Origin of the sequence: Rossellomorea sp. NRS-1567 (assembly GCF_050467885.1) — a bacterium.
GTDB classification, from domain to species: domain Bacteria; phylum Bacillota; class Bacilli; order Bacillales; family Bacillaceae_B; genus Rossellomorea; species Rossellomorea aquimaris_C.
On record NZ_JBITPL010000032.1, the window covers coordinates 37,020 to 53,371 of the forward strand.

Here is a 16,352-nt window from a genome sequence, read left to right on the forward strand (position 1 = left end):
TCTCATACTCCCAAAGAAGAAATGGAAGAGTCAGGCAGGATATGCGAAGCCTTTTATTGAAACTTATTCTAGTACTCTAAAAGAATTGGAGGGAGCTCTATGATGAAGAGTCCGATCAAGAACAAAGTGAACCTGGTTTTTATTCCTGTAAGTAACATTGAAAAGTCTAAAGAATGGTACTCAAAAATCCTTGGGATCCAAAAAGGAGAAGAACATTTTGAACATCTATTCGTTGCCGACATGGACGGAGCAGGTATGATCCTTGACACAATGCCCATGTGGAAAGACGAAAATGGAAAACTTCCAAGGCTGAATTTCCCGGCCATTCAATTTGCCACTGATGATATCCATGATTCCTATCAATTTATGAAAGACAATGGTGTCGAATTGGTAACTGATGTTGAAAATGATCAATACTTTGTTTTTAAAGATCCCGATGGGAATGTATTGATGGTTTGCAAATAATCAACACTTTAAAGTTGGGAGACTCTTTTACAGTCTCCCGTCCTTCCAAATGATTGTTAGATAGCGATATTTTATACATATGAGAAATGAAAGCAAATAGAAGGAGAGATTATCCATGGCCATCCGAAATTCAGCTAAAGCCATCATTATAAGAGATGACAAAATCCTGCTCACTAAGAATAAAGACGGGAATGGATTCTTTTATCTGCTTCCAGGTGGAGGCCAGGAACAAGGTGAGACACTTCATGAAGCGTTAAAAAGAGAATGTATCGAGGAGATCGGAAGAGAAGTAGAAGTAGGGGAACTTTTACACATTCGGGAGTATATCGGGCGGAATCATGAACATGCTTCCTTTGATTATGACGTACATCATATGGAGTTTTATTTTAAGTGTTCAATGTTCAATGAAATGGACAAGGAGCCTGCCCCTACCAATCCGGATAGTCATCAGGTAGGGGTCGAATGGATGGATTTGACTGAGTTAAGGAAGTGTAGGTTATATCCTAAGAAAATCATTCCTTATCTAAATAAAGAACTAGCTCAGGTAGTATATCTTGGAGACATCAACTAATGAAACAAGCTCAGGGTTTAAACTCTGAGCTTGTTTCTATCTAGAGAAAAAGAGGGTCTCCTCGATGAATCGGTGGTTTCATTGAGAATATTCCATTCTGCACATCAATGATCAGCAGTGCTTTCTTCAAGCGATTCCCTCCTTAATGCTCAATTCCCGTAGGTGGTTTCGGTCTTCTGACTAACTCTCCACTACAGTTCGGGCAGATAGAGTCATTTTTAGCTGTACAGTCCTCACAAAAGGTACATTCATGGACACAGATGTACGCGTCATCCGTCAAAGTCCTCCGGCACGCCTGACAATCCGTCTTCATTTCTAATCCCATATGTATCTCCCTTTCTATTAATCTCTTTCCATTATATTCTAAAATGCGTTAATATAGTGAATATATGGTAAAGTCTTTTTGAATCGGGGCGGATTTTATGGATTCTATATACGAAACCAATTAACATAGGAACCGTATCCAGTCCATTTCGGGCTGGGAGATGTTTATTTTGCCTAAGATACTGGAATAGTGTGAGTTCGCTGATATATTTGAAATTCCGCTGATAAAATCGGGATTTCGCTGATAAATGAATACGTAAGTCTAAATTTTATAGTATAGGCAGGAAACATCCGCACAAAATCAACAATAATCAATAAAAACAGCTGGGATGAAGATGCAAATCCCTTATTCGGACGAAATCTGCTACCTATTTGACAAATTCTCTATATGCAATATGAACCTTCGACTAAACTGAGGAATGGAGGACACCACATCATGATTCAAGCGGCCATATTCGATCTGGACGGAACCCTGCTGAACAGAGACGCCTCTGTAAATGAATTCATCACTAGCCAATATGAAAGATTGGATAAATGGCTAAGACATATACCAAAAGAATCGTACATAACCAGATTCATTGAATTAGACCAGCGCGGCTACGTCTGGAAAGATGAAGTGTACAAGCAGCTTATCGAGGAATTCACTATTCCTGAAATAACCTGGGAAGAACTGCTGGAGGATTACATCAGTGAATTCAAGCACAGCTGTGTACCTTTTCCACATTTACATAAAATGTTGGAGGAATTAAGAGAGAAAAATATCAAACTGGGAATGATCACAAATGGCTTTGGCCAGTTTCAAATGGACAACATCCTGGCTCTTGAAATAAAAGCATACTTTGATGAAATTTTAGTTTCAGAATGGGAAGGCTTGAAAAAGCCAGACCCTGAAATCTTCAAGAGAGCATTAGTAAGGTTGAATTTAGAACCTCATGAATGCATCTTTATCGGGGATCACCCTGAGTATGATGTGTATGGTGCTCAGAAAGTCGGGATGAAAGGTATTTGGAAGAAAGACACTCACTTTAATCATGCGGAACAAGCAGATGGGGTGATTGATGATTTGATGGAATTGCCGAAATATATTGATCATCTTAATAGCAATGGAAGGTGAAATAAATGACCATCAACAAACCAATCGTCCATTTAACTCCTTGAGTGATCATCCACTGTGTACAAGTTAGGGAATGAGCAGCAGAATTCGTAATGTTGTCATTAAATTCATAAAAAAAAGATGGGAAAATACGTAGAGTCATTCCTCAAAGTATTTTCCCATCTTTTTGCCTCCAATAAACTTCTAACCGACGTTAACTGTTCGAATTTATACAATTACATACAGCTGTCTAAAATTTCTAGCAAATTACAAAGGTGCAAAATTGATATCAGGGTTTGGTAGGTGCTATATTATTCTGAATAAGGTATGAATTCCAATCATACCTTTAATAGAGTTCAATTCCTACGAAGGGAGAATATATGGATAATAAATGGGAAACAGCACTACCATCTCTATCCCAAGTCACCGTGTCTTCCAATCCCAATAATGAACCTGTCAGGATACATGGTGGGGATGATAGTCTAAGATGCATCGGTGTCGGGACGGATGCAGCGGTCTTTCAATCCATTCATGCTCCAGAGTTTGCGTTCAAATTGTACGCGGAGGATAAGGGATCGAAAATTACTATAGAAGAAAAAGTGTACAATGCCATTGGGAAATCACCTTTTTTCTCAACCTGCTATGCAGCTTACGATAAATTTCTCGTTTTAAGTTACGAAGAGGGACCAACGCTATTCGATTGTCTGCTCCAGGGAATTCATATTCCAGAACAAGTAGTTCAAGATGTGGAGGATGCCAGACAATATGTTCGTGATCAAGGAATGAATCCCCGTGATATTCATTTAAAGAATATTTTACTTCAAAATGGAAGAGCGAAAATTATAGATGTGTCAGAATATGTGCTTCCTGGAAATGATTTCAGATGGGAGCATTTAAAGAAAGCATATGAGGATCACTACCACATCATAGACGGTAAAGCCGTTCCATTTTGGTTACTTGAAACGATTCGGAAATGGTATAACTCCTGGAACAAGCATTTTACTTCCTATGAGGAATTTATGAAAATTGTATTGAAGTTTACTTCATTTAAAAGAGACTAAAAAAGCATTCAGAGCAATAAAAGCTTTGAATGCTTTTTTTTCTAGGTAAAGGTACTTCCAGTTGCCAATACCACCTTGCAAGTAAGTACTTCTCAATACAGTAAATGAGGAATTCTTATATGAGTTTTCGTGCTAATACAATCAATCTCAATTTATATCTTACATTTTTCCCCTTCACTTTCTATAGAAAGAAAAAGAGTAATCAATTGTACATGAAGGATAAATTTGTCATAATTTATTTATACTTCAATTTAAAGCACTTCAAGAAAAAGGAGGGGAAATCATGTGGAATCAAAATAGCGTTTCTAAAGTACTGGGCACACACTACCCCATCATCCAAGCAGGAATGGCTGGTGGAGTCACTAATGCAAATCTGGTATCAGAGGTCTCAAATTCGGGAGGTTTGGGAACCTTGGGAGCAGGATATATGTCAGCAGATAATATGAAACTAGCAATCAAAGAAATAAAAGATCAAACGAATCAGCCTTTTGGGGTGAACCTTTTCATACCTGAAACTCCAATAGTAAATGAAGAACAAATAACCAACGCCAAAAGATTGTTGGAGCCTTTTAATAAAGAATTAAACCTAACGGACAACAGCTCGTTTTCAGAGCTCCAAACCGATTTTGAAAAGCAGCTAGAAGTCATCTTCAATGAAAAGATATCCATCTGCAGCTTTACGTTCGGAGCCCCATCTAAAGAACTTGTGAAAGAGTTAAAAAAGGAAGGAACCATCGTGATCGGTACCGCGACGACCGTTGAAGAGGCAGTTATCAATGAAGAGAGCGGAGTAGACATCGTTGTCGCCCAAGGAAGTGAAGCTGGTGGGCATCGAGGCACGTTTCTTGACTCATTTAAACACTCAATGATCGGAACCTTTGCTCTCGTTCCACAAGTGGTGGATGCGGTGAGCATACCTGTGATTGCTGCAGGAGGGATAATGGATGGAAGAGGCGTCATTGCAGCACTTGCTTTAGGGGCAAAAGGAGTCCAAATGGGAACTGCTTTTCTTACATGTAAAGAGAGTGGGGCTGGGGCTTCTCATAAAAGGGCTGTCTTAGAATCATCAGAAATTCATACGGTCATCACAGCTGCCTTTAGCGGGAAACCTGCCCGAGGAATTGAAAACAGATTTACAAGGGAAATGCAGGAATTCGAGAGCCAATTACCGCCGTACCCCATACAACATGCGTTAACGAAAAGGCTGAGAAAAGAAGCGGGTAAACAGGGAATTCCAGAATTCTTGTCCTTGTGGTCTGGACAAAGCCCGAGACTCAGCAGGGATATATCTACTAAAGACCTCCTTATATCCATCGTATCTGAAGTTGAAGAAACGATAGGAAGGTTGAATGAATAACCAATTCACTCGTTCCATTCATAGTCCCAATCTCACAAATCCTATTTTCCAAATATTAAACCTTGTAATCATTTCTAGCAAAGGTATAATTTTGATATAAGGAAAGCGTTTTTTTATTTATCTTAAATTTTCTAAATAGTTAAAATCCATTCGCTATGTTGCTTTTTTTTAGGAGGTTCTAATGAGAGAAATATTACCTGGATCTGTACTGTCTCATATTCAGTATGGTTATCAAAAAGTTCCTAAGAAGGTCAAAAGTCAATGTCCAAGCTGCTCAAAGACAAGTGAATTTGTTTTGAAAGCCAATTTTTATCAAGTAAATAAAACAGGACTGTTTGCAGAAGCAAATTGTTCAGAGTGTAAGAAATCTGCTCTCTTTGTTATTATGCTAAATGATGATTCGGTCAATCGACGTGAGGAAGCGGGCCTGTATATTTATGATCCCCTGGCAACGAACGGACCGTTGGATCAGATTCAAGGGAATAAACGGATTCCACAGGACCTCGTCCGATCATTTCGATCCGCATTAAATGTCAGCCAGTCGAAGGATAACTCTGCTACAGCCGTTATGTCTAAGCGCGTACTGGAGAGTGTGCTGAAGAATTTTAATGGAGACAAAGTAAATGGGCAATCGTTATCGGAACAGTTCGACCAATTACCCGAAAATGTCGATCTTTCAAAGCCAATCCAGGCGCTGAGCCACCTTGTTCATCCCAACTCCCCATTCTATGAAATGCTGGAATTGGAAAGGGAAATTGACGATGAAACAGCGGCATTACTTATGGAATTATTAGAAGGCCTCATTGAATACTTATTCGTTCTTCCAGAAAAAATCGAAACGCTACAAGAGAAAATCGAAAAGAAATATTAGTAGAAGTAGAGTGCCGTTTCTAGCACTCTACTTTTTTATAGTGGTTTTAACTTAAGGGAATACAGTGCCTGATTCACGTCATCCATGTCATAGATTTTCTTCTCTAAACAAAACTGAATCACGAGATCGAATCGGTCGCTGTCTGAAAGGGAGAAACCGGCGGCACTCAACATATCACCGGTTTCTTCCTCCGATAGTTCAAGAGAGAGACACAGGGCTACTACTGTCCGTTTACTCGGCTTGTAATCAGGGATGGATCTGATTTTCGAAAAGTGCTTGCGGTCGAGTCCTGCTTTTTTGTAGATGGAAGCATCTGTCTGACCCTTGCCATCGATGTGCTGAAATAACCTCTCTGAAAAAGACGCTGATTGATGCAGCTCAATAAAATCTTGCAGCTCACTGGAATAAATCTTATCACTTAAGAAGGGTTCTTCTTTTTGTATATCATATATCCGTATTTCTCTATTTGTTTCCACGAAATCACGAAGTTCCTGCAAGATCTTTTCACTAAGCATTGTTTCACCTCCAAAATGTCGCTTACTAGGCGACCCATTCCTTACTCTTCGTGGTTATGATTATATCAGAAACCACGAAGAGAGGATGGAAAAAAATGAATACTGACTTAACCGAAATTATATTCCTGTTAGACAGAAGTGGATCAATGGGTGGACTTGAAGATGAAACGATTGGAGGTTATAACTCTTTTATTGAAAAGCAGAGTCAATTACCGGGTCAAACCCTCGTTACTACCGTTCTTTTTGATGATAAGGTCGAGCAATTATGGAGTGGGATGGAGGCTAATAAAGTAAGGCTCACACAAGAGGAATATTATGTACGCGGTTGCACTGCTCTGATGGATGCTGTCGGAAAAACGATTCTCAAAGTAGGTCATCGCTTATCTGGTCTTGAGGAATTGGAACGACCAGGTAAAGTCATCTTCGTTATCACAACCGATGGTATGGAAAATGCAAGCGTTGAGTTCTCGGCCAGTAATGTGAAGGACCTTATCAGTCATCAGCAGGATAGATACAATTGGGAGTTCACTTTCCTGGGAGCGAATATCAATGCTGCTGAAGAAGCATTGAATATCGGCATCGATATGGGGAATGCTTATCAATTTGAGGCTTCTTCTGAAGGGGTCGAAAAGATGTATGATGTGGTGAGTGAGGCTGTGTTTGATAAAAGAAGTAGATAGTAATATCGATTTTGGGATCTCATCTATAGGATGGGATTCTTTTCATTATAAAGAATACCTGTCGTGCTTTATAATGAATTCGCCGTTATATTTAAAATATCGCCGTTAAAATAGAAATATCGCCGTTAAATCAGACCAATAGAAATCAACAGACCAAAATTCCCACCTTAACCCATTCAACACATATAAAAATCACCTCAAAAACCAAGATCTTTATCGATTCTAAACAGAATTTATTTAAATTTTGCCAAAACTAGTTTATCATAATGAGGTAGATTCAATTTAATCAAATTGGAAGTCAACGGAATTAAAGGAAGGTACACTATGTCGACAGAAAACGAAAAGAATATTACCAGAATACATATGGATGGGAAGGAATACATTCTCATCGGAACTGCTCACGTGTCGCGTCAGAGTGCAGAGCAGGTAAAAGAAGTGGTCGAAGCCGAACAGCCGGACACGGTTTGTGTCGAGCTGGATGAACCAAGGTATCAATCAATCGTCGAGGGTGATAAATGGAAAGATACGGACATCTTTCAAGTAATTAAAGACAAAAAAGCTACATTGCTTCTTATGAATCTGGCCATTGGATCATTCCAACGGCGTATGGCCAAGCAATTCGGCATCAAACCAGGGCAGGAAATGATACAAGGAATTGAATCGGCTAAAGAAGTTGGCGCTGAACTCGTCCTGGCTGACCGGAATATCCAAATCACGTTTTCCCGTATTTGGAATAGTGTGGGGTTCAGTGGCAAAGCGAAACTTATGACCCAAATCATATACAGCATCTTCAGTACCGATACCATTACAGAAGAAGAGCTCGAGAAAATCAAATCTCAAGATATGCTGGATTCGATGCTTAATGAATTTACCCAAGTGTTTCCTAAATTGAAAATACCATTAATCGATGAACGGGATCAATACCTTGCCCAGAAAATCAAAGATGCCCCGGGAGAGAAAATTGTAGCAGTGTTAGGCGCTGCTCATGTACCCGGTATAACGAAAGAAATCTATAATGAACATAATCTGGACAAGCTGAACGAACGTCCTGCTAAATCAAAATGGCCAAAGATTATCGGCTGGGCCATTCCCGTCATGATTCTTGCCGTGATTGCCTATACCTTCATCTCTAATCCGGATGCCGGGATACAACAGGGAATTAGTTGGATACTATGGAACGGAGGATTCTCTGCACTGGGCGTAGCCATTGGATTAGGACATCCATTAGCAATATTGACAGCATTTGTGGCAGCACCATTCACATCGTTAAATCCACTTCTGGCAGCAGGGTGGTTTGCCGGATTCGTGCAAGCATATTTCCGCAGACCAAATGTCGGCGACTTTGATTCACTATCTGAAGACGTTCTGAGTGTAAAAGGATTCTGGAGAAACAAAGTAACGCGAATCCTCCTCATTGTCATGCTTGCTAACTTAGGAAGTACACTTGGTACTGTAATTGGTGGGGCAGATGTTGTGCGACTGTTTCTAGAAAATTTAAAGTAAAGTGAAATAAGTTATCCTTTTGGGGGTAGCTTATTTTTTATTAAAAGATTTTGGAATATTATGTTAAAATGAATAGAATAATGATATTTTGGAGGGATCCTTAAAATGAACCACCTTATAAAAAGATATGCCCACTGGTTACTTCTCCTTCTTGTAGGATCTAGTTTTGTTATGGGATTCTCTCTCTTCACACATTCCGTTCAGGGAATAATCGCTGGTGTTTTTGGGATTATTGGTTTTAGTGGTGTGGCTTTTCTTGCTTTTCATATTGAGAGACAGAGGGGGAAAGAGACTAAATAATACATACAGTGTGGAATTATTAAGTTCAGGAGGCATTATAATGTATCCAGAATCACTATCAAACTTGATATCTATTAACAATGATGTTTTGTGGGGAATCATTTTAGCAATGGGACATTTAATCTCCACTACTCTGGCATTAGCCATATTTTCATCAATCGTGCTTCAAAATAAAAAGAACGGATTATTATTCCTTATTCTCTTAATTGTCATGGGTGTGCTGACCCTCTATCGAGTAATGACTTATTCTATAACATTAGGATTAATCATTGGTTTCATGTATATCATGTTATGTTTTGTTACCTTTTTCTCTTTGAAAAAGAAAATGACCAGGGAAAATCAATTATGACTTGGATTTAAACCGGGAGTAAATAACTCGTTACATATGGGAGATAGAATGATAGAAAGGAGTGTATATATGATATACGTTATCAGACACGGTCAAACTGACTTGAACAAGGAAGGCAGATTACAAGGAAGAAAGGGACTCCCCTTAAATAAAGAAGGTTTCAGACAAGCTGAATACTTAAAGGACAAACTGTCCCAGATTCCTTTTGATTATGTCTATTCCTCTCCACAAGAAAGGGCGGTTCAGACGGCTGAAATTGCCACTGGAAGGAAAGCCCTCATAGATCCAAGATTGGATGTTTATGATTTAGGTGAAGCGGACGGGCTGCTGAAAAGCGAGGTGAAAATGGCTGGGGTTCTCCCTAATGCAAGAATTTATAAAGGACTTGAAGAAACAGATTGTTTCATAGAAAGAATTTTTTCATTTATGACTGAACTGAAAAAAGAGCATGGAAATAATGAGAAGAATATTCTGATTTCAGGTCACCGTTGTACGACTGGGGCTATCGGCTCATATTTCACAGTAGGGTCCAAGGATGAAAATATCCTGAAGCACTCTTCTAATAATGGCGATTATAGATTATTTTCTTTCTGAACTATAGACAAACTGATTAGGGGAAAAGATGATTGAAAGAGAATTTGTTCCTCGTTGGGGGACAGGAATTCTATTCTGGATCAACGCAGTCCAGAAAATACGCTAATTATAAATGCTCGATATACGTTTTCAAAAAAGATCAATGGGTAAATAGTAAGTAGCCTTTACCCGCAACCTTGTGAGGAGAGAATAATAGGAGCTGTGACGATCGTTGCTCAATATACATGACAAATATTCCATTGTTTTGTATCAAACACATATGGCAAAAAATCAAGCTTCTCGTAAATCTCAGAAAATTACGATCCAAATGCTTTCTCAGTATACAGGTTACTCTGAGGAGATCATTCTCGAAGCACTTGAGTTTGGAAAATTAGCACCTGATTTATCTATTAGATAATCACCTACGTGTAAAGGTCTAAGAAAATTATTTTCTCCTCCAAGGTTGACCATTAGGAAGCTGTAATGTAGTTGATTCATTTTTTTACATAATTAATTTTTTAAGAATATATTGAAAAAACAAGTCTATATTTATTATAATAACAGAAAGGATTTATAGAGGAGGATCTAATGGACACCCACAGGAGTAAAAGGATATCCAAGTTATACCGAAAGTTGATTACTTCTGATGCAACACAAGCTTTCCTTATTTATAAAGGCCTAGATGAGACAACGAAAGCAGAATTACTCGATTTAGTGGCAGAGATGGGCTCTCAGCACTCAGAAAAACTTTTGAATAAAATAAGCTAACATACATTAACCGAGTTTAAGACCTGGAGAGGTGATTTCTCCAGGTCTTTTCCTATGGAAGGTTCATTATCATAAAAACGAATAGCTGTTGGAACCAATAAAATATGAACCTGGGTCATTTATCCTTCATCAAACGCTCTATCCTAAGGATATAAAACATCTACATTAACAAAAGGTGCGGTGTGATTTCGATTATGAAATCCATCGCATTTTTAGTTTTTCATTAAATTTGATGATTCTAATGAACTATTTCTTGATTAAAAAGGTGGAAAATCCTTTTGGAGGAATCTAAAAATAGTCCTATTTTCCTTATTTTATGGAAATAGGAATAAATTCCTTTTTATTCAAAAAATTGTTGTAATTAGGCGGATTAATATTTATAATATTAAGAAAATTTAATAAATATTTCCTAGGAAAGGGGGTTACTATATGAATGTATATATGTCGGTGGATATGGAAGGAATTACAGGCTTAGTTGATCATACACACGTAGATTCGATCAAGCATAATTATGAGCGTGGGAGGGTCTTGATGACGGAGGAAGCGAATGCGGTAATATCTGCTGCCTTTGAGTCAGGTTGCGCCGAAGTACTGGTAAATGATAGTCATTCACAAATGAATAATCTATTAATTGAAAAGCTGCATCCAGAAACAAAGTTGATATCCGGTGGAGTGAAACCATATTCGATGGTTCAAGGACTGGATGCCACGTTTGATGGGGCTTTTTTTGTGGGTTATCACGCACGGGCTTCGACGAAAGGGGTGATGTCCCATTCGATGATTTTCGGCGTTCGCAACATGTATATCAATGATGTTGCCGTAGGTGAGCTGGGCTTTAATGCGTATGTTGCAGGATTTTACGGGGTTCCAGTGTTGATGGTTGCAGGAGATGACCAGGCAGCACTTGAGGCAGAAGCATTGATCCCTAATGTTACGACAGCCGTCGTGAAGGAAACGATTTCCCGTTCTGTGGCAAAAAGCCTGACACCTCAGAAATCAGCTCAATTATTAAAGGAGAAAACCGAAGAAGCGATACATAATAAAGAAATCGTAAAACCTCTCACTCCACCTGACCATCCGACATTGCGAATCGAATTTGCGAATTATGGACAAGCGGAGTGGGCAAGTCTTATGCCAGGAACAGAAGTGGAGGCAGGCACCACCACTGTACGATTTGAGGCAAAAGATATCCTGGAAGCCTATAGAGCCATGCTTGTGATGACTGAACTGGCGATGCGAACAACATTCTGTTAGAAAGTGTGAGATCAATGGGTACATATTTGTTGAAACGGCTACTGGCCATGGTGATTACGTTATGGCTGATTGTGACATTAACATTTTTCTTAATGCATGCCATACCAGGGTCACCGTTTAATGAAGAGCGAAATACAAGTGAGATAGTACAGCAAAATTTAGAAGCTCATTATCATTTGAATGAGCCGTTGATGGTTCAATATCTTCTCTATTTAAAGTCCCTGGTTTCATTAGACTTTGGTCCATCTATTACACAACCATCACAAACCGTAAATGACTTATTGGGAAGGGGATTTCCAATTTCCTTTGAATTAGGAATGATTACTCTCGTGATTGCAGTATTGTCTGGCATTATTTTAGGGATATTGGCTGCTCTCAGACATAACCGAATCATAGATTACATGGCAATGACCTTCGCCGTACTCGGTATTTCGATTCCAAACTTTGTGATGGCGACATTACTTATTCAGGAATTGGCTGTAAACAGGGGAATCTTTCCTGTAGCCACATGGACGAGCTGGCACCACATGGTTCTTCCGACCTTGGCATTAGCGACAGGGCCAATGGCCATCATTGCCCGTCTGACTCGTTCGAGTATGTTGGAGGTGTTAACCCAGGATTATATTCGAACAGCCCGTGCCAAAGGGTTGTCACCAATCAAGATTGTGTTTAAACATGCCCTGCGAAATGCCTTACTTCCGGTTGTAACTGTACTGGGTACTCTAGCAGCAGGAATATTAACAGGAACATTCGTTATTGAACAAATCTTTGCGATTCCGGGAATGGGAAAGTATTTCGTGGAAAGCATCAATCAGCGTGATTATCCCGTCATAATGGGGACGACTGTATTTTACAGTGCATTTCTCATACTTATGCTGTTTTTAGTAGATTTAGCTTATGGTTTCCTGGATCCCCGTATTAAGTTACATAAGAAGGAGGCGAAATAATGGGAGTTCCAAAACACCAAGAGCCAAATGTGACTCCAGACGTACTGGATGAGTGGTTTACACCCAAGAAGAGGAATAAAGATGATGCCGAAGCGGTGGTCCGTCCGAGTCTTTCTTATTGGCAGGATGCGTGGAAGCGTCTTGTGAAAAATAAGCTGGCAATGCTTGGCTTTGTTTTTTTAATCGGATTAATTGTGATGGCAGTCATTGGCCCCATCATTTCTCCCCATGACGTAACGAAGCAAACACTTTCGAACCAAAACCTGCCGCCTTCCGGTGATCACTGGTTTGGTACCGACGATATGGGACGAGATGTATTTACCCGTACGTGGTACGGTGCACGCATATCCTTGTTTGTTGGCTTTATGGCAGCACTCATTGATTTTGTTATTGGAATTGTATATGGAGGCGTAGCAGGTTATAAGGGTGGTAAAACCGATAACGTTATGATGCGTATTGTTGAAATTCTATACGGATTACCTTACCTATTAGTTGTGATTTTATTAATGGTAGTGATGGGGCCGGGCCTACTCACTATTATCGTTGCCTTAACCGTGACGGGCTGGATCGGTATGGCCAGAATTGTAAGGGGACAAGTGCTCCAAATTAAAAACTATGAGTTCATTCTTGCTTCTAAAACGTTTGGTACGAAAACAGCCCGTATCATACGGAAGAATCTCCTGCCTAATACGATGGGACCGATTATCGTACAGATGACACTGACCGTACCAAGCGCTATTTTTGCGGAAGCATTCCTAAGCTTCCTTGGATTGGGCATTCAAGCTCCGTATGCGAGTTGGGGAGTCATGGCTAATGACGGCTTATCTACGATTCTATCAGGATATTGGTGGCGATTATTCTTCCCGGCTTTATTTATTTCACTAACTATGTTCTCATTCAACGTTTTAGGTGACGGACTACAGGATGCACTTGATCCGAAGCTAAGGAGGTAATCATCATGAATCAAGTATTATCTGTACAAGATCTACATGTACATTTCTCGACATATGGGGGTGAAGTCAAAGCGGTACGGGGAGTGAGCTTTGATTTACATAAGGGGGAAACGCTTGCCATTGTCGGCGAATCTGGATGCGGAAAGAGTGTAACGTCTCAAAGCATTATGAGATTAATTACGAGTCCTCCTGGGAAGGTGACGAACGGCAGGATACTATTTAAAGGAAAAGACCTTTTAAATGTAACCGAACCCCAAATGCGAAAGATTCGAGGGGCCGATATCTCGATGATCTTTCAGGATCCCATGACAGCTCTGAATCCGACCCTGACAATCGGGGAGCAAATAATAGAAGGAATTCTGCAGCATAACGATGTTTCCAAGAAACAGGCCAGACAAAAAGCGATTGAGATGCTGACACTTGTCAGTATTTCAAACCCTGAAGAACGATTAAAGCAATATCCCCATCAATTTAGTGGGGGAATGAGGCAGCGGATTGTTATTGCCATGTCACTCGTATGCGAACCAGACGTTATAATCGCCGATGAGCCAACAACAGCTCTCGATGTAACCATTCAAGCGCAAATTTTGGAATTATTTAAAGAAATACAGCAAAAAACCGGGGTCTCGATTATTTTGATTACCCATGATTTGGGTGTAGTAGCTCAAGTTGCTGATCGCATTGCCGTCATGTATGCCGGTAAAATTGTAGAGGAAGGAAACAGAAGAGAGATTTTCTATCACCCTCAACATCCGTATACTCAAGGGTTACTAAAATCCGTTCCAAGACTTGATCTTGATGGGGAAGATCTGATTCCGATACCCGGTTCACCGCCTGATTTATTTTCACCACCCGTAGGATGTCCTTTCGTTCCCCGGTGTGAAAAGGCGATGGAAGTGTGCGACCGTGTATACCCAGCGAAAACACAACTATCAAACGATCACCACGTTGACTGCTGGCTTCAGGATAAACGTGCCAAAACGATGCTTTCATCGATTAGCTTAACCTTCCGTTAAGTTAATTGTTTGATAGATAAATAGAATAAGAGGGGGAAGAATATGAAGAAGCTATTATCAGTTCTTTTAGTGGGAATGCTCTTGTTTGTGTTGGCGGCATGTACAGCTACAAAGGATGCAGGCAGTGAATCAGGCAGTGGAGACAGTAAGAAAGAAAATGCAGGAAAGGTTCTTCACTTGAATAATGGTGCTGAACCAACGTCTTTTGATCCTCCTATTGGATTCGACTCCTATTCCTGGACAGCATTAAACAATTTAATGGAAGGGATGACGCGTTTAAACGCCAATCATGAACCCGAAGCGGCAATGGCAGAAAAATGGGACGTGTCTGAAGACGGAAAGGTATACACATTCGACATTCGTGACAATGCCAAATGGTCTAATGGTGATGATGTAACCGCTGGAGACTTCGTTTTTGCTTGGAAACGTCTGTTGAATCCGGAAACAGGATCACCGGCTGCCTTCTTAGGTTATTTCATTGAAGGTGGAGAGGCCTTCAATACAGGTAAAGGGTCCGCTGATGAAGTGAAGGTAGCGGCGAAGGACGAGAAAACATTTGAGGTCACTCTAACTAGTCCACAAGCGTATTTCTTAAGCGTCATTGCGAATCCAGCGTTCTTCCCAATCAATGAGAAAGTTGCTACTGAAAACCCTGAGTGGTTTGCAGAAGCTGATACATTCGTAGCAAATGGACCGTTTAAGCTGACTGAATGGGAGCATGACAGCCACTTTGTTATGGAGAAGAATGATCAATATTGGGATAAAGATTCAGTGAAATTGGATAAAGTTCACTGGGCAATGGTGAACGATACAAACACCGATTATCAATTATTCAAAACAGGTGAGTTGGATACAGCCGATGTTCCGGCTGATTTAAGTAAACAGTTATTCGAAGAAGGTAAAGTCAATGTAGAGGATCAAGCAGGAACCTACTTCTACCGTTTCAATATAGAAAAAGAGCCTTTCCAAAACCAAAACATCCGTAAAGCATTTGCCATGGCGGTAGATCAACAGCAAATGGTCGACTACGTGACAAAGAACAAAGAAAAAGCAGCATACGGCTTCGTATCAAAAGGCTTTAAAGATCCTTCAGGAAAAGACTTCCGGGAAGCAAATGGAGATTTAGTGAATACAGATATCGAAGAAGCGAAAGCCCTTCTGAAAAAAGGAATGGAAGAAGAAGGATACGATAAACTACCTGAAGTAACCTTAACGTACAGCACTAGTGATACACACCAGAAAATCGCTGAAGCCCTTCAACAAATGTTCAAGGAAAATTTAGAGGTAGACGTTAAATTGGCCAATATGGAATGGAACGTATTCCAGGACGAACAAAAAGCATTGAAGTTCCAATTATCACGAAGCTCATTCCTGGCAGACTACGCAGACCCGATCAACTTCCTGGAGAACTTCCAAACAGGGCATTCCATGAACCGAACAGGTTGGAGCAACGAAAAGTTTGACAGCTTAATCAAACAAGCCATGAATGAAGCAGATGAAGCGAAACGCTTCGAATTAATGTATGAAGCAGAGAAAATCTTAATGGATGAAATGCCGATCATTCCAATCCACTTCTACAACCACGTGTATTTACAAAATGAAGGTGTATCCGGCATCGTTCGCCATCCAGTTGGATATATGGAATTAAAATGGGCAGACAAGAAATAGGTGCTTAAACTAAGAGTGAGTGGAGAAGACGCAAGGCTGTTTTAAGCCTTGCGTTTGCTCCCTCTTTTTCTACGAAAGGGGTAG

18 protein-coding genes are annotated in these 16,352 nt (G+C 40.0%); 16 read left to right on the forward strand and 2 right to left on the reverse strand.

Annotated elements, in window-relative coordinates:
* The first annotated feature begins 99 nt into the window (after positions 1-99).
* Together ACIFOD_RS21810 and ACIFOD_RS21815 are read left to right on the forward strand one after the other, a co-directional pair.
* Entirely contained in the window at positions 100-465 is a 366-nt protein-coding gene (locus tag ACIFOD_RS21810) for a VOC family protein (RefSeq protein ID WP_430316248.1), read from the forward strand.
* Positions 466-580: 115 nt separating this feature from the next.
* Entirely contained in the window at positions 581-1,036 is a 456-nt protein-coding gene (locus ACIFOD_RS21815; protein ID WP_430316249.1) for an NUDIX domain-containing protein, read from the forward strand.
* A 142-nt stretch (positions 1,037-1,178) separates the two neighbouring features.
* Here ACIFOD_RS21815 and ACIFOD_RS21820 read toward each other — a convergent pair whose 3' ends face one another.
* The gene (locus tag ACIFOD_RS21820; RefSeq protein WP_113967761.1) at positions 1,179-1,361 is read right to left on the reverse strand and encodes a DUF1272 domain-containing protein; all 183 of its coding nucleotides are present in this window, start codon (positions 1,359-1,361) and stop codon (positions 1,179-1,181) included.
* Positions 1,362-1,796: 435 nt separating this feature from the next.
* Between ACIFOD_RS21820 and ACIFOD_RS21825 the strand changes: the two genes are divergently transcribed.
* The 4 genes from ACIFOD_RS21825 to ACIFOD_RS21840 all read left to right on the forward strand — a co-directional run bounded on the left by ACIFOD_RS21825 (position 1,797) and on the right by ACIFOD_RS21840 (position 5,742).
* Positions 1,797-2,474, forward strand: a complete 678-nt coding sequence (locus ACIFOD_RS21825; protein ID WP_430316250.1) for an HAD family hydrolase — start codon at positions 1,797-1,799, stop codon at positions 2,472-2,474.
* Between the two features lie 359 nt (positions 2,475-2,833).
* Positions 2,834-3,514, forward strand: a complete 681-nt coding sequence (locus ACIFOD_RS21830; RefSeq protein ID WP_430316251.1) for a serine/threonine protein kinase — start codon at positions 2,834-2,836, stop codon at positions 3,512-3,514.
* A 283-nt stretch (positions 3,515-3,797) separates the two neighbouring features.
* Positions 3,798-4,871: an NAD(P)H-dependent flavin oxidoreductase gene (locus ACIFOD_RS21835; RefSeq protein ID WP_430316252.1), complete on the forward strand. Its 1,074-nt coding sequence runs from the start codon at positions 3,798-3,800 to the stop codon at positions 4,869-4,871.
* A 181-nt stretch (positions 4,872-5,052) separates the two neighbouring features.
* Positions 5,053-5,742, forward strand: coding sequence for a hypothetical protein (locus ACIFOD_RS21840; RefSeq protein WP_430316253.1), 690 nt, complete (start codon positions 5,053-5,055; stop codon positions 5,740-5,742).
* Between the two features lie 35 nt (positions 5,743-5,777).
* On the opposite strand, the gene ACIFOD_RS21845 is transcribed toward ACIFOD_RS21840, so the two are convergent.
* A complete protein-coding gene (locus ACIFOD_RS21845; RefSeq protein WP_430316254.1) occupies positions 5,778-6,257 on the reverse strand; it encodes a hypothetical protein in 480 nt (159 codons plus the stop codon).
* A 95-nt stretch (positions 6,258-6,352) separates the two neighbouring features.
* On the opposite strand from ACIFOD_RS21845, the gene ACIFOD_RS21850 reads away from it, so the two are divergent.
* From ACIFOD_RS21850 to ACIFOD_RS21895, 10 genes are all read left to right on the forward strand, one after another.
* Positions 6,353-6,937: a vWA domain-containing protein gene (locus tag ACIFOD_RS21850; RefSeq protein WP_430316255.1), complete on the forward strand. Its 585-nt coding sequence runs from the start codon at positions 6,353-6,355 to the stop codon at positions 6,935-6,937.
* Between the two features lie 324 nt (positions 6,938-7,261).
* A complete protein-coding gene (locus ACIFOD_RS21855; protein WP_430316256.1) occupies positions 7,262-8,440 on the forward strand; it encodes a TraB/GumN family protein in 1,179 nt (392 codons plus the stop codon).
* Between the two features lie 340 nt (positions 8,441-8,780).
* Positions 8,781-9,089 carry a hypothetical protein gene (locus tag ACIFOD_RS21860; protein WP_430316257.1) on the forward strand — a complete coding sequence of 103 codons (309 nt, stop codon included), beginning with the start codon at positions 8,781-8,783 and terminating at the stop codon, positions 9,087-9,089.
* A gap of 69 nt (positions 9,090-9,158) precedes the next feature.
* Entirely contained in the window at positions 9,159-9,683 is a 525-nt protein-coding gene (locus tag ACIFOD_RS21865; protein WP_430316258.1) for a histidine phosphatase family protein, read from the forward strand.
* A 612-nt stretch (positions 9,684-10,295) separates the two neighbouring features.
* Positions 10,296-10,430 (forward strand): hypothetical protein, encoded by a 135-nt coding sequence (locus ACIFOD_RS21870; protein ID WP_430316259.1) that lies wholly within the window; start codon positions 10,296-10,298, stop codon positions 10,428-10,430.
* Positions 10,431-10,859: 429 nt separating this feature from the next.
* Complete coding sequence (locus ACIFOD_RS21875) at positions 10,860-11,684, forward strand: M55 family metallopeptidase (protein ID WP_430316260.1); 825 nt, start codon at positions 10,860-10,862, stop codon at positions 11,682-11,684.
* Positions 11,685-11,698: 14 nt separating this feature from the next.
* The gene (locus tag ACIFOD_RS21880; RefSeq protein ID WP_430316261.1) at positions 11,699-12,631 is read left to right on the forward strand and encodes an ABC transporter permease; all 933 of its coding nucleotides are present in this window, start codon (positions 11,699-11,701) and stop codon (positions 12,629-12,631) included.
* Positions 12,631-13,584 (forward strand): ABC transporter permease, encoded by a 954-nt coding sequence (locus ACIFOD_RS21885; RefSeq protein ID WP_397551437.1) that lies wholly within the window; start codon positions 12,631-12,633, stop codon positions 13,582-13,584. Before ACIFOD_RS21880 ends, ACIFOD_RS21885 begins: the two co-directional genes overlap by 1 nt.
* Positions 13,585-13,589: 5 nt before the next feature.
* Complete coding sequence (locus ACIFOD_RS21890) at positions 13,590-14,600, forward strand: ABC transporter ATP-binding protein (RefSeq protein WP_430316262.1); 1,011 nt, start codon at positions 13,590-13,592, stop codon at positions 14,598-14,600.
* A gap of 42 nt (positions 14,601-14,642) precedes the next feature.
* Positions 14,643-16,268, forward strand: a complete 1,626-nt coding sequence (locus ACIFOD_RS21895; protein ID WP_430316263.1) for a peptide ABC transporter substrate-binding protein — start codon at positions 14,643-14,645, stop codon at positions 16,266-16,268.
* Positions 16,269-16,352: the final 84 nt, after the last annotated feature.